Source organism: Sinomicrobium weinanense (assembly GCF_018863395.1).
Taxonomy (GTDB): Bacteria; Bacteroidota; Bacteroidia; order Flavobacteriales; family Flavobacteriaceae; genus Sinomicrobium; species Sinomicrobium weinanense.
The window spans coordinates 1,119,424-1,133,404 of record NZ_JAHKRR010000001.1 but is presented as its reverse complement, the minus strand read 5'-3'; the positions used below and the strand labels follow the sequence as shown (position 1 = coordinate 1,133,404).

The window sequence follows — 13,981 nt, the reverse complement described above, 5'->3', positions numbered from 1 at the left end:
AACACCTTATCGGCCCAAACCAATCAGCTCAACAACTCCAAAACTACCCCTTTTTCTTCTGCCTGTGATACCACTCCAAAGCCTTGACACTGCTGCCGCAACTCTTCATGCTGCACCATCGGCGCCTGCCGTTTTTGGTTGCATCGAAAAAGAGCCAGCCACAATTCGGGCACTCTTTAACCCGGTGCAGTTTATCCGATAATATAAGGTCGTACGCATCCAGTAAAACCGGGGCGATGATCCGGGAAACTTCTTCTGCCGGGAGTTCCCATGTCCTGTCAAAACCGTTATTCTCTTTTGTTATCCGCAGGTATGGCAGGTAGTGAGACAAGTAATGGTTAAAGGTTTTCAGGTCCTCCGGGACAATGGATCCGTCTTTGCCCAATGCAAAAAAAATACGGTATAACAACTCGCGAAAGATAATGGCCTCCTTCAGTGGATCCTTTCCCTTTTGGGTGGCTGCCAGTGTCAGGGTATTTTCCGGAAGCAATTCAAGGCGGATCCCCCAGGCCACGAGATCATCTGTGTGCAAGAGATAGTCAGGCAGCGGCTCTTTTTTACGATCGTGTACCGTATTGACAAAGTCCAGACAAAGCGTCCCCCCGTCGAGACGGATATTGTTTATGGAATATTTTTTTACCATTAGTATTTGTTTTACTGGTAAAATAAATTAATTTTACTATCTAAAATATTTTTAATAGTAAAGCAAAGATAGTCAATTCATTCATTAACCTAAAAACAGTACAATGCTAACAAGGATATGGCATGGCCGCACCAGGCCGGAAGATGCGGACAAATACCTCTGGTTCCTCCTGAACCAGGGCACTTCGGAATACCTGCAATGCAAGGGCAACCGCTCTGCAAAAGTATGGAGGGCGCCGGGAAAGGAGCACTGCGATTTTTATACGGTGACCGAATGGACGGGGCCGGATGCGGTAAGATCTTTTACAGGGGAGGATATGGAGAAGGCAAAGTATTATCCCGAAGACAAGGATATGCTACTGGAGTTTGAAGAGAATGTAAAGCACTGTGAGACCTTTACGGTATCTAATAGCAGGATTAAGGACTATACAAGGCAGGTAAACGAGTTGTTTAACGGGGAAAGCTGGCACTCGGAGAGTTTCTGTGAAAAATTAAAAGATGTAAGCCATAGCCAGGCTTTTGAGCAACCTGTTCCGGGCGTACACAGCATTGCCGAGATTATTTGGCATTGTATTTACTGGCGAACGGTTTTTATCAGGTATGCCACAGGAGATATGAATTACAGGGATAATACTGTCGAAACCCTGAATTTTCTGCCGGTAAAAGAGCTAAGGCAGAAGGGATGGGGTACCTTATGGGGAGAACTGGAGCAAACCCAGGCAGAAATCATAAGGTTGCTAAACAATAAAACGGATGATTTTCTCCTGGAAACAGTGCCCGGAGGGGATACTTTAGATTACATGCTGGAAGGCATTATACAACACGATATCTACCACCTGGGGCAAATAGGCCTCGTAAAGAAAATACTGGCGGTGTCCCGATAGTTGGTTCTCTTTCACCGCTCCCGGGGTGATCCGGGGGCATCCACGGAGTTTGTTTTTCTTATTTGATCCGGATATAATTTTCTGAAAAGGTTCTGTCGCCGTTCTCGTTGATGCTGATCTGCCGGAACCAGTCTTTTCCTCCCTGCAACTCAAATGAGAACACTCTGGAAGTATCTATGATCCGCATCATACTGGCAGAACCGTATTCCAGTGTTTCAACCAGGCTCGTATCTGTGGTAATATATCCACCGTAACCATACCACTGTGTAGAGTCTGTCGGGACTTTTCTGGTCCACATCACTTTCCCGTCCTTGTACATTTTTACCTGACGGTATCCTTCAGAATTCGGAAAGCTGTCTATGACCTCATTCTCTTCATAAGTATAATAATTCACCAGTTCCCATACACCTTCAAGTGAAAGCGGCCGGGCTTTTTCAGTATCCTGGGAATGATTCCAGGCGAGAAACACGGTAGCCAGGAACACAGTGGCTAAGACATAAATGAAATTTTTCATAACACAGGGATTTTAAGATTATTGATTTCATAGGGTGTAGTATCTAATTTACATAAAATTTGCAGATTATTCATGTTTTTTTATGATTTTGTTGCAATAAGAACATGAATTATAGTGATTTGGCAATCGATTTAACAATGTCCACCATACTCTGAAACCAAGGTAGCCCCATTACGATAGCACTTGGCATAACTATTGCGATATGCTAGTGCCTTTAAGTGGCTGAGTTTGTTTGTATATTGATTTTTAGAAAGTTAAATATTGAACAATTGTTTGTTTTTTAATCTGTTGCAATGACAGAATGACGTATAAAAAATTATGGCTAAATCAAAGTTTTTAAATATTGACAGTTTGTCATTTCAGGGTATTGACGAAGACGCAGAGCTTATACCGTTAATGACCCCGGAAGACGAGGAAGAGATCAACAGGGAAGAACTGCCAAGGGAGCTCCCCATACTGCCCTTGCGGAACACCGTGTTGTTTCCGGGTGTAGTGATACCTATTACGGCCGGAAGGGACAAGTCCATCCGGTTGATCAAGGATGCCAATAATGGCGATAAGGTGATCGGGGTGGTATCCCAGAAAGATGAAGAAGTAGAAAACCCTGCCGTAGAAGATATCAACAACCTGGGCACCGTGGCCCGTATCCTCCGGGTATTACAGATGCCCGACGGCAATACCACGGTAATCATCCAGGGGAAAAAGCGTTTCGAAATAGACCAGGTAGTGGTCACGGAACCTTATATGCAGGCCAAGGTAAGGGAAGTAGGAGAGGTAAGACCGGAACGGGATGATCCCGAATTCCTGGCCATCATTGAATCTATCAAGGAACTGGCCCTTCAGATCATAAAGAACAGTCCCAACATCCCTTCAGAAGCATCCTTTGCCATCAAAAACATAGAAAGCGGATCTTTCCTGATCAACTTTGTCTCTTCCAACATGAACCTTAGTGTGGAGGAAAAACAGGAACTCCTGTCTATGAACAACCTTCGGGAAAGGGCGCTGGCTACCTTAAAATACCTCAATGTAGAATTCCAGAAACTGGAACTGAAAATAGATATCCAGTCCAAGGTACGCCACGATATGGACCAGCAACAGCGCGAATACTTCCTGCATCAGCAGATGAAGACCATACAGGAAGAACTCGGCGGGGTATCTTACGAAGAGGAGATCGAAGAAATGCAGAAGAAGGCCAAAGGAAAAAAATGGGACGACAAGGTAAAAGAACACTTTGAGCGGGAACTGGCCAAACTACAACGCATGAACCCGCAGGTGGCCGAATATTCCATTCAACGGAACTATCTGGACCTGCTGCTGGAACTGCCCTGGGACACCTATTCCAAAGACAAGTTCGACCTGAAAAGGGCGCAGCGCATCCTGGACAGGGACCAATACGGGCTCGATGAGGTAAAGCGGAGGATCATCGAATACCTCGCCGTACTGAAATTGCGCAATGACATGAAATCGCCCATACTGTGCCTGTACGGCCCTCCCGGAGTTGGGAAGACCTCCCTGGGTAAATCCATTGCCGAGGCGCTGGGCAGGGAATATGTAAGAATGTCGCTGGGCGGACTGCGCGATGAAGCCGAGATCAGGGGGCACCGGAAAACCTATATCGGGGCTATGCCCGGAAGGATCATACAGTCCCTGAAAAAAGCAGGTACTTCCAATCCCGTTTTTGTATTGGATGAGATCGATAAACTCACTTCCAGCCACGCAGGAGACCCTTCTTCGGCCATGCTCGAAGTGCTCGACCCGGAACAAAACACTGCTTTTTATGATAACTTCCTGGAGCTCGGCTACGACCTTTCCAAGGTCATGTTCATAGCCACAGCCAACAATTTAAGCACCATACAGCCCGCATTGCGCGACCGTATGGAAGTCATCAACGTTACCGGGTATACCATAGAAGAAAAAGTGGAGATCGCCAAAAGGCATCTGTTGCCCAAGCAACTGAAAGAACACGGCCTGACTTCTGATGACATGAAAATAGGAAAAAAAGGCCTCGAAAAGATCGTCGAAGGCTATACCAGAGAATCCGGAGTGCGCGGCCTGGAAAAACAGATCGCCAAAATGGTGCGCTATGCCGCCAAATCTATTGCTATGGAAGAAGAGTACAATATCAAGGTTTCCATAGAAGACATAGAAAAGGTCCTCGGCCCCGCCCGAATGGAGCGCGATAAGTACGAAAATAACGAAGTGGCCGGAGTGGTTACCGGACTGGCCTGGACCAGCGTAGGAGGGGATATTCTCTTTATAGAGTCTATACTCTCCCGTGGCAAAGGAACCCTTACCATAACCGGGAACCTGGGGAAGGTCATGAAGGAGTCTGCCACCATTGCCATGGAGTACATCAAAGCCAATGCGGAAGACCTCGGCATTAATCCCGAAGTGTTCAGTAACTATAATGTGCATATCCACGTTCCCGAAGGAGCCACCCCCAAGGATGGCCCGAGTGCAGGGGTAACCATGCTGACTTCACTGGTGTCGCTCTTTACCCAGCGAAAAGTTAAAAAGAACATCGCCATGACCGGGGAGATTACCCTGAGAGGAAAGGTACTGCCCGTAGGCGGTATCAAAGAAAAGATACTGGCCGCCAAAAGGGCCCGTATCAAGGAAATACTGCTCTGTGAAGAGAACAGGAGAGACATCGAGGAAATAAAGCCCGAATACCTCAAGGGACTTACTTTCCACTATGTTACCGATATGAGCGAAGTGCTTCAACTGGCCATTACCTCACAGAAGGTAAAGAACGCCAAGGAACTTTAATAAAAAGCTGTTTTACAGAAATATAAGGGGAGCTATCTAAAAGTAGCCTTTACGTCGCCCTGAACTTGTTTCAGGGTCTCATCCTCACTGTCCGATCAGTGCAATGGGATGTTGAAACACTTCGATTGTACTCAGTACAGGCAAGTTCAACATGGCGGGTATAGGCTTTTTAGATAGCTCCTTTTTATTTTCAGGAAAACACAATCCTCTGTTAGTAATCTGCAAAAAAAATATAATACCCGGTTAAAAACAGACCATATTTGTTCTGCTGTTATCCTTAACTTGTCAAAATAACCTGGTGCATGGAAAAGCCCCTGCAACCGGTTTGACTTTTGATTGAAAACCCTAACCGCAGAACAACGATGAATAAAAGATGGCAGGTCCCCGTAATGCTCGGTATGCTGCTCCTGGGCTGTAAGGATCCCCAAAGCACCGGAACAGACAAATATTTTAAGGATTTTCCCGATGGAGCGGCTCCACGGGAAGTAGGCCAGAAAGTAACAGAACGTTTTCTGGCCGTACCCTATCAGAATTTTGGCAGGCCGGGCGAACCAAATAATCTCACCTATTCCGAAGTATGTGCCTGGTATGGAGCACTTACTTTTTCCGGACAAATAAAAGATACAGTACTGACGCGGCGTCTCGAGCAACGTTTTAAACCACTGCTCTCAGAAAAGGCAGATCTTGTGCCTTATCCCGATCATGTCGATTATACCGTTTTCGGTACCGTACCCCTGGAACTGTACATGCAGACCGGCAAACAAAAATACTTGGAGATGGGAAAAGGCTTTGCAGACAAACAGTGGGGGCCTCCGGAAGGCCCCAGGGTAACCCCGGAGTCCCACATTTATTACGATAAGGGGCTTACCTGGCAAACCCGTATGTGGATAGATGATATGTATATGATCACTGCCATACAATCCCAGGCATACAGGGCTACGGGAGATCTGAAATACATGGAACGCGCCGCCCGGGAAATGACGGTATATCTCGATACCTTACAAAAGCCCAACGGATTGTTCTATCATGCCCCCGACGTCCCTTTTTACTGGGGAAGGGGTAACGGGTGGATGGCAGCCGGGATGGCCGAGTTGCTCCGTTCACTCCCCGAAGAGAACCCGGATTATCCGCGTATCATGAAAGGATATAAGACCATGATGGCCTCCCTGCTGAAATATCAGGCTGAAGACGGTATGTGGCGGCAGCTTGTCGACGATCCCGGTTCGTGGCCCGAAACCTCCTGTACCGGGATGTTCACCTTTGCCATGATCACCGGGGTTAAACAGGGATGGCTCGACAAGGAGATATACGGCCCGGCAGCGAGAAAAGGCTGGATAGCCCTGACCGGTTATATCAATCCCGATGGCGATGTGCGGGAAGTGTGCCAGGGGACCAATAAAAAGAACAACAGACAGTATTACCTCGACCGGAAACGTATAGTGGGGGATATGCACGGGCAGGCCCCCGTGCTGTGGTGTACCACCGCCTTGCTGCGCTGATTCCAGGGCAAAAAAAAATCCTCTTGATACAGTTCCGTCCTTTTTCCGAAAATGGCCAATATCGTATAATGTCAGGTTAAAAAAGCATAATAAAAACATAAGGGAGGTGCTTAGTTTTGAACTTGAAGATCCAATCTCACTTATTGATATTAAAAACCAACAATGATGTATAAAAAACTTTACTTTCTTCTCTTATCCCTGCTGCTTGTTTTTTCCTGTACAGCACAACAGACCGATGTAGACCGGGCCTTTCGGCATGCCGAAAAACAAACGGGGATTATGCTGAACGCTGTGGAAAAGGAAAAAAAGGAGGGCGATGGCAAAGGCATTTCCCCCCGTAACCTGGAACCATCCGGGAAACTCCGCCTGGTCCATTCCGGCGACTGGACGAGTGGTTTTTTCCCGGGAGTATTGTGGTACCTGTACGAATACAACAGGGATAGTGTATGGCTCAAAAATGCAGAAACTTTTACAGCCGGTATAGAAAAGGAAAAATGGAATGCCGGGACCCACGATATGGGGTTTAAGGTCTATTGCAGCTTTGGAAATGGGTACAGGCTTACCAAAAACAGGGATTATCGCGATGTGATCGTACAGTCGGCCAAAACCCTGATAAAGCGCTTTAACCCTGCTGTCGGAGCCATACGCTCTTGGGACCATAATAAGGACAAATGGAAATTCCCGGTGATCATCGATAATATGATGAACCTGGAATTGCTTTTTGCAGCCACGGAGATCACAGGAGATTCAGTTTTTTATGAGGTAGCCGTCAGCCATGCCAACACCACCCTGAAAAATCATTTCCGCAAAGACAACAGCTCCTACCACGTTATCGGGTATGACCCCGTGACCGGTGCCGTAGAAAAAAGGAATACCCACCAGGGATACAGTGACGGATCGGCCTGGGCCAGGGGACAGGCCTGGGGGCTTTACGGTTATAGCATGTGTTACAGGGAAACCGGGAACAAGGAGTATTTACAACAAGCTGATAAGATCGCAGCTTGCATCCTTAACCACCCCAATATGCCTGCCGATCTGGTACCTTACTGGGATTTCGATGCCCCGGAGATCCCTAACGAGGAAAGAGATGTTTCCGCAGCCGCTGTAATAGCCTCGGCTTTGTATGAACTGAGTACCTTCAGCAAAGCAGGAAAAAAGTATCGCAGTGCTGCCGATAAGATCATAAAATCCCTTTCCACAGTATACACAGCTCCGGAAGGAGGTGCACAGGGCTTTATACTACTGCACAGTGTAGGCTCCAAACCGTCCGGAAGCGAAGTGGACGTACCTCTGGTTTACGCCGACTATTACTACCTGGAAGCACTGCTCCGGAAAAAGCACCTGGAAGGGAAATAAGAATCAACTACCTCAGGGCAGGCCCTTCGACACTTCGGCTTTAGTTTATCCTGAGTCTACCAAAGGGATCAGTGCAGGCGAGCTCAAGACAGGCTTATAGCATGAATCTTACTTTGTGGGTAAAAAAATTACCCCGACACGAACATCGGGGTAATTCCGGATATAAAAAATTTTGGTTGGTTTACTTTAATACGCTATGTATTGTAAATGGATTCAAACCCTTTTATCCAGGCATCTGCCATAAGATAAGCCCCGGGCATGGATGGATGCACACCATCCGGGCACCAGTACGAGGCAGGGGCAGTCTTCAACGCCTTGTCGAAAACTTCCTGGTAAGGTATCCAAACCGCATTATAATCTTTGGCTATTTGTGCAGCAGCTTCCCTGTAAGCATTGAATTCGGAGGACCATCGATCCGTAATGGCTGTGCCGCCTTTTACTGCAAAAGGCTCACCGAGGATAAGTTTTACATCGGGGAACTTTTTCAGGGTACGGTCCAGTAATTTTCTCAGGTCCTGTTCATAGACTTTGGCCGTTCCGTTGTAGTTACCGTTCAGGGTGTGCCAGAAATCGTTAACACCTATCAGTATGCTCAGTACATCGGGTTGTAGTTGAAGGCAATCGTCTTTCCATCGGTCGGCCAGTTGATACACCTTATTGCCGCTGATCCCGCGGTTGTAGATGGCCCATTCCGTTTTTGGGTTCTCGGCCATGATACGGCTTACAATATCGAGCACATAGCCGTGCCCCATACCGCGAACGTCGTTCGCATAGTAATGCCCCCGGTCCCTTCCGGCATCGGTAATGGAATCTCCCTGGAACAATACAGTGAGTTTACCCGGAATGCTAAGGGATGTTTTTTTAACGGTATTTCCGGCCTGCATGGTACTAAAACCCAATAAACCTGCGGAAGCGAGGGATGCTGATTTTATAAAATTTCTTCGGTCGGTTGGTTTTATCTTATTTTTCATGCTCTCAAATTTAATATTATTCTTTTAATGAAAATATAAAAAGCGAATTTTTTTATTTTCTGATAAAAAAGGGAGAAAAATACATTTCCCGATGCATTATGGTATTGATCTTTTAAGCTCTTGAGGATGTGTCCCTTCGGGAACAACGATATAGCGATCGTTAATTTCAGTGTTCAAAACAATGAGGCCGTTACGGGAACTTCCTGTTTTTTCCCCGTTCCTGTAAATTATTACATTCCGTTCCGGCCATGGATTTCGCAACCGGAATGTTCCTCCTGCCTTGGACCGTATTTTTACAAAATTTACCTCCTGGTCCTTCATGGCAGAGGACACGAGAAACCCGCCCCTGCACAACAAGGTGTAATCGGCATTCCATGTTTTGGGCCAGGCGGGGAACAGATGAACTACCGGATCTTGTCCCGGTCCCGGGGGTACGCTTTGACAAAGTGCATAGTGGAGGGCTTCTGCGGCCCTTCCCAAACGTTGAACACTGGTGGCCTGAAAACCTTCGCGAAGGTCCATACGGTTTTGAAGCACTTCAGTTTCGGTGGTTTCGATCTGGTTGGGAATAAGAAACCTGGTAGCCGCTGTCCTGCCGAGCAAAACACCTGCAACGGGTAATTTGGAAAGCACATTGACTTTGGTGTCTTTATCTATCCCGTCCGGAAAATAGGAATCGAAAGTGTTATTGGCGATCTCCAGGGTTTCCTGCCCCGATTCCAGGGTACACAGGTCAAAGAACCAGGGAGGCATGGTGTTGGGGTCCGGGCTGCGATCGGGGTTTCCCTGTACCACGGGTGGTAATCCCTTGATCCATGTACGGGAAGTGGGAACGCTATCTTCGGAAAGACCGGTATTTAACGGTAGCGGGGAGAGATGGTCCATAAACTCCTTCCATACGGGACGCATGCCGGCGTCCGTACCCAGTATTTCGGAAGCCCTGATAACTACCGGCAGAATACCCCGCATGGAAGATATCTCTTCTATCGTGTTATGCGCTCCCCATACCGACTCATTATCATTGATGTGGTAAATATGGTATTTTCCGTCTTTTCCCTTTTTAACATTCGGGAAGTTGCGATAAAATTCTGTAACTCCTTTGAGCATAGGGTAAGCGTAGTCCTTTAACCATTTCCTGTCTCCTGTATATTCATACTTCAACCAGTATTGATAGGCGATCTTGGCTCCCCTGGAGAAAATATGGGTCACATGGCCAAAGGGTCCCCCACCTTTATCTGTTACGTGCCATTGCCCGTCTTTCCACCCTGCGTCCTTTTTCCAGTTCCATCTGCTGTGGAAGGGGAGTTTGGTAAAAGCGTAGTCCATAAACCGTTCCGACCGGTTTTTCCACGGTTTTTCAGCCAGGTACAATTGCCGCATTTCTTCTGCAATATCATCCGGCAGGGCAGGGATGCCGTCGAACCCCGTAGTTTCGGGGATAAAAATACCTTTGCTGCCCCATTGTTGCCGTGCTGCCGTGGCAAACGATTCAAAACCCCTGGAATACATATTGAACATGGGGTCCATGAGCTCGGGCCTGTTGGCGGGGAACAGCGCATTGTACAGGCAACTTTGATTGGCCCCCCAGTACAATCCTCCCCACTTCCGGGCATCACCTCCTGTGGTCCATAGCATACCGTTGAATTTCACAGGATAATCGCCCCGCGAACTGGATGCCATGACATAGAGGTAGTAGTTATAATTCCGCTCGATGAGATCGGCTGTCTGGTCCGGACTGCTCAAATGAACGAACGATCTTTTCCAGTAGGCATCCCACCACTTTCGGTTGGACTCGTATAAACCCTCGAAACCTTGTTTTTGTGCGGTTTCGAGCTTTTTCAAAGCCTTGTCCACAATATTTTCATCCGGATCAAAACTCGCTGCACTGGCCATAAATACGGTAAATGTATCGTTCCCGGGCGTGGCAGACAGGCGCACGGTAGATGCATTGGTGATTTCCGCTTTTCCCTTTCTGCCGGAAATACCTATAACTACGGCAGAACCGCAATAGTAATCATCTTCCCGGAACTCCTGGGTCAGTACAATACGGTCTCCTGCAATATCCAGTTTGGAAATGGCTGAGTGATCCCCGCTCCGTGCAATGGCCGGCCGGAGCATTCTCAGGTTTGTAAATACCGGGGCTTGTGAAGTGCGGCGGTCCCTGACCTTTATGGCCATGACATCGGCTTCGTCCCATGCCAGTATGCTGGCCTGAACAGCTTTTCCGTCAACAGTTTCCAGCCCGTCATGGCAAGACAGGTGCTGCCGGAATTCAGGTCCCTTAAAAATGTCCTCCCCGAAATCGACATCCACATAGCCAATGCCCCCGCAGTAATCGGTATGACGTTCGAAAAAATTATCGGAGTCGGAATTGTTGCCGAAAACATCCACCCTGTTGAGCTGGAATTTCAGGGAAGAAGGAATGGTCCAAACCAGGCTGCCCATACGGCCGTTACCCACAGGATGCCCCGCTTCACTTCGCTCTGCGGGGGTGTTGTATACGAGGTCTGCCCGGGATATGAGTTTGCCATAGTCTACATCCGGCCATTGCGATGGTATGCTATGTTCTCCGTGTTTGGTCTGAGAGCCCCCGGGGCTTACCGGACCCTGTGCTTTTGTGATACAGAAAATAAAACTCAGGCATACCGTGATATATATTGCTTTGCAGGTCAATGGATATGAATTATGGGTTTATCAGTTGATTTTGATGATATGAATATTACTGGATCAGCGAGACCGCAAATTAAAATTCCCTTTCCTGAAAAGATTGTTTTTATCTAACCATTCAGTAAACGATTTTAGCAATTAAAAACGGTAACAGGATAAAAATAACCCGTTCCGGGCCCGCTGCCAGCGCCATATCTGAACGCTGGATACCCCTTTTTCGGACGATCGGGACCTTAAAAAGGGATAACTTGGAGACGCTGTTAAACGACCATTGACGATCGGCTTAAACCAATCGCCCTGAAAGTGATTATTGACAAAAACTACTAACCAAAACAATTATCCAGATGAAGTCCCAATTATTGAAGATCCCCGTTGGTCCCGATTACTCGTTCAGCATCCGGCAGGATAAAGTCCCGGGTGTGAACAACAGGTTACATTATCACCCCGAGATCGAACTGATACACTTTAAAAGTGGCAGAGGCGTACAATATGTGGGCGACAGTGTTTCGCGCTTCAGTGCCGGAGATGTGGTACTGGTAGGGTCAAACCTGTCGCATTGCTGGCGGTTCGACAGTGACCTCACCGATCATATCGATGTACGGGTGGCCCATTTCTGTGAAAATTTCTGGGGAGACGATTTCCTGGACCTCCCCGAGAACAGGCTTATAAAACGAACGCTGGAAAAAGCCGGAAGGGGCATACAGGTCAGCGGAAAACACAGGGAAAAAGTGAAAGACCTGTTAGAAGAAAGCCTGCATTCCGAAGGATCGCGAAGGATTATTCTGTTAATGGAGATCCTTACGCTGATCTCCAGGTGCCGGCAACAGATGCTGGCTTCTCCCGGATTCAGGCTTAACGCTGATGAATTGTGTGAAGAAAGGCTCAACCGGGTCTTCGAATATACCCATGCCAATTTCAGGAAAAAGATCAGCCTTAAGGAAATCGCGGAGGTGGCCAATATGAGTGAAAATTCCTTTTGCCGGTACTTTAAGTCGAAGACCCGGAAGACTTTTATACGGTTCCTGAACGAAATAAGGATCGGGCATGCCTGTAAGCTCCTTATGGAAAATAACATGAGCATCAAGCAGATCTATTACGAAAGCGGGTTCAATAATGTTACGAGCTTTCACAAATACTTCAAGGGCATCACCGGCAAAAGCCCGCTGCACTACCAGCAGCAGTTCCTGGCCAACGACAGGGAATATGCCGTTGGCGTCGGGAACAGCTAAGGTTATTCGATGACCTTTATGTCAATGGAGGTCCGTGACTGCCATCCCGTCCGGTCGGTGACTGAAAGCTGGCAGTGATAGTCACCCGTATCGATATTTTCAGGAATGGTTATTTCCCGGTTTATTTCATAGGTCCCCGGGTTTCCTTCTATCTGAAAGTTTTGCATATAAATAAACGGATCTACGGCTTGTTTCAACGGGGCAAGCTCACAACTCGCTCCCTGGTCGTCATGGGTATGATGGTCAAAATTGTGATGAATATCGATACTGTATGCAGCCAGGGCATCATTGTCGCTGACCCTGGCCCTTATCGTGTAGGTCCCGCCCCGTTGCAGGCCGGTACAGGGTGTCGGGAATCCGTTTTCATAAGCAACCGTTATTGTCGGTTTCTCGTCGTCTACGACCGTATCGTCGTCAGAACAGGAATTCCATATCAGGGCCATGGGCAGAAGGTATAATACTTTTGTTTTAAGGGTCATAATTTTTGTGTTTAAATATTTCGATACTTGCCATATGGGCGGAGTCGGGGAGTACCCGGCCCCGCCGAAATGACAGTTTAGCGTATTTTAATGATCATGCCCGTCCCCGTCCAGGCTCCCTTTTTCCACGACCTGGAAGGGCAGGGACAGTTTTATGGCCTCGTTTTCGCCGCTTTCCGTTACGTAGATGTTGAGCCAGTAATCTCCTTGTGGATATTCCGGTTCAATGGGAAGGTGGTAGTGGATAAAAGGATTTTTTTGCCCTTTATACATGTTTTCCGGTAGTATGTGATCTACTTTGTCCCATTCACCGGGCGCTACATTTTGGCCTTCCCGCCATTCCACGAACCAGATCTCCAAACGAATGTCTTCTACCACGTTGTCGCCGGCGTTATATCCGAATTCGGTGTGAAGGTCGTCACTGCCTTCCTCCACCTTTCCTTCGTGACCAATTTCGATATCCTCAAATTTTTTGACCACATTAAATTCCCTGGCAATGGAGCTTTCCGTACCGTTGCTCTCCGTTACGATAGCCTTGAACCTGTATGTTCCAACGGCCGGGCGCACTTTGGGGAATTTCCCGTTTTCGGGGTCAAAATATACGTGATGGTGGATATGCGGATTGATCTGTCCTTCGTAATAACTAGAAGGGACTTCGTAGTCCGGGACATCCCAGGCCACTTCCCCCTTGCCCGGGCTTTCCACATCGACCGGGGAGATCTCAAAGCGGATGCTTTCCACCTGGCTTTCGCCCTCATAGTCGAATTCTACATGCAGGTCCGTGGTTGCCTGGGGGATCTCAAAACTGGAATTTCCGATCTCTAATCCCGTGAAACGGTCGGCATTGATGTCGTCGCCGGAGTCGCTGATGTTGTCGTCATCGTTGCTGCATGAGGTCAGCAGTACGAACAGGGTCATAAAAAATGAAAGGTGTAAAAAACTGAATTTTGATTTCATGTGATTTGATTTTT

Annotated in this window: 11 protein-coding genes; 5 read left to right on the top strand and 6 right to left on the bottom strand. The window is 47.6% G+C overall.

Annotation, left to right across the window (positions count from 1 at the left end; genetic code table 11):
• Positions 1-43: 43 nt before the first annotated feature.
• Positions 44-643 (bottom strand): CGNR zinc finger domain-containing protein, encoded by a 600-nt coding sequence (locus tag KN811_RS04915; protein ID WP_187966333.1) that lies wholly within the window; start codon positions 641-643, stop codon positions 44-46.
• Between the two features lie 103 nt (positions 644-746).
• Between KN811_RS04915 and KN811_RS04910 the strand changes: the two genes are divergently transcribed.
• A complete protein-coding gene (locus tag KN811_RS04910; RefSeq protein ID WP_187966334.1) occupies positions 747-1,526 on the top strand; it encodes a DinB family protein in 780 nt (259 codons plus the stop codon).
• Between the two features lie 58 nt (positions 1,527-1,584).
• Here the strand turns inward: KN811_RS04910 and KN811_RS04905 are convergent, their stop codons facing one another.
• The gene (locus KN811_RS04905; protein ID WP_187966335.1) at positions 1,585-2,040 is read right to left on the bottom strand and encodes a hypothetical protein; all 456 of its coding nucleotides are present in this window, start codon (positions 2,038-2,040) and stop codon (positions 1,585-1,587) included.
• Positions 2,041-2,358: 318 nt separating this feature from the next.
• Here KN811_RS04905 and lon point away from each other — a divergent pair, with 318 nt between their 5' ends.
• The 3 genes from lon to KN811_RS04890 all read left to right on the top strand — a co-directional run bounded on the left by lon (position 2,359) and on the right by KN811_RS04890 (position 7,664).
• Positions 2,359-4,809 carry an endopeptidase La gene (gene lon, locus KN811_RS04900; RefSeq protein WP_187966336.1) on the top strand — a complete coding sequence of 817 codons (2,451 nt, stop codon included), beginning with the start codon at positions 2,359-2,361 and terminating at the stop codon, positions 4,807-4,809.
• Between the two features lie 362 nt (positions 4,810-5,171).
• Complete coding sequence (locus tag KN811_RS04895) at positions 5,172-6,308, top strand: glycoside hydrolase family 88/105 protein (RefSeq protein WP_187966337.1); 1,137 nt, start codon at positions 5,172-5,174, stop codon at positions 6,306-6,308.
• 162 nt (positions 6,309-6,470) lie between these two features.
• Entirely contained in the window at positions 6,471-7,664 is a 1,194-nt protein-coding gene (locus KN811_RS04890; RefSeq protein ID WP_187966338.1) for a glycoside hydrolase family 88 protein, read from the top strand.
• A 194-nt stretch (positions 7,665-7,858) separates the two neighbouring features.
• Here KN811_RS04890 and KN811_RS04885 read toward each other — a convergent pair whose 3' ends face one another.
• The gene (locus tag KN811_RS04885) at positions 7,859-8,635 is read right to left on the bottom strand and encodes an SGNH/GDSL hydrolase family protein (protein WP_187966339.1); all 777 of its coding nucleotides are present in this window, start codon (positions 8,633-8,635) and stop codon (positions 7,859-7,861) included.
• Positions 8,636-8,731: 96 nt separating this feature from the next.
• Positions 8,732-11,308: a glycosyl hydrolase family 95 catalytic domain-containing protein gene (locus KN811_RS04880; RefSeq protein WP_187966340.1), complete on the bottom strand. Its 2,577-nt coding sequence runs from the start codon at positions 11,306-11,308 to the stop codon at positions 8,732-8,734.
• A gap of 338 nt (positions 11,309-11,646) precedes the next feature.
• Between KN811_RS04880 and KN811_RS04875 the strand changes: the two genes are divergently transcribed.
• Complete coding sequence (locus KN811_RS04875; RefSeq protein WP_187966341.1) at positions 11,647-12,531, top strand: AraC family transcriptional regulator; 885 nt, start codon at positions 11,647-11,649, stop codon at positions 12,529-12,531.
• Positions 12,532-12,533: 2 nt separating this feature from the next.
• Here the strand turns inward: KN811_RS04875 and KN811_RS04870 are convergent, their stop codons facing one another.
• Together KN811_RS04870 and KN811_RS04865 are read right to left on the bottom strand one after the other, a co-directional pair.
• Entirely contained in the window at positions 12,534-13,010 is a 477-nt protein-coding gene (locus tag KN811_RS04870; RefSeq protein ID WP_187966342.1) for a DUF4625 domain-containing protein, read from the bottom strand.
• Between the two features lie 87 nt (positions 13,011-13,097).
• On the bottom strand, positions 13,098-13,967 hold the full coding sequence (locus KN811_RS04865) for a hypothetical protein (protein ID WP_187966343.1): 870 nt from the start codon (positions 13,965-13,967) through the stop codon (positions 13,098-13,100).
• Positions 13,968-13,981: the final 14 nt, after the last annotated feature.

Excerpts from the sequence above, each read along its gene's own strand:
- KN811_RS04915 (WP_187966333.1), bottom strand. The coding sequence starts at position 643 with ATGGTAAAAAAATATTCCATAAACAATATCCGTCTCGACGGGGGGACG.
- KN811_RS04910 (WP_187966334.1), top strand. The coding sequence starts at position 747 with ATGCTAACAAGGATATGGCATGGCCGCACCAGGCCGGAAGATGCGGAC.
- KN811_RS04905 (WP_187966335.1), bottom strand. The coding sequence starts at position 2,040 with ATGAAAAATTTCATTTATGTCTTAGCCACTGTGTTCCTGGCTACCGTG.
- lon (WP_187966336.1), top strand. The coding sequence starts at position 2,359 with ATGGCTAAATCAAAGTTTTTAAATATTGACAGTTTGTCATTTCAGGGT.
- KN811_RS04895 (WP_187966337.1), top strand. The coding sequence starts at position 5,172 with ATGAATAAAAGATGGCAGGTCCCCGTAATGCTCGGTATGCTGCTCCTG.
- KN811_RS04890 (WP_187966338.1), top strand. The coding sequence starts at position 6,471 with ATGATGTATAAAAAACTTTACTTTCTTCTCTTATCCCTGCTGCTTGTT.
- KN811_RS04885 (WP_187966339.1), bottom strand. The coding sequence starts at position 8,635 with ATGAAAAATAAGATAAAACCAACCGACCGAAGAAATTTTATAAAATCA.
- KN811_RS04875 (WP_187966341.1), top strand. The coding sequence starts at position 11,647 with ATGAAGTCCCAATTATTGAAGATCCCCGTTGGTCCCGATTACTCGTTC.
- KN811_RS04870 (WP_187966342.1), bottom strand. The coding sequence starts at position 13,010 with ATGACCCTTAAAACAAAAGTATTATACCTTCTGCCCATGGCCCTGATA.
- KN811_RS04865 (WP_187966343.1), bottom strand. The coding sequence starts at position 13,967 with ATGAAATCAAAATTCAGTTTTTTACACCTTTCATTTTTTATGACCCTG.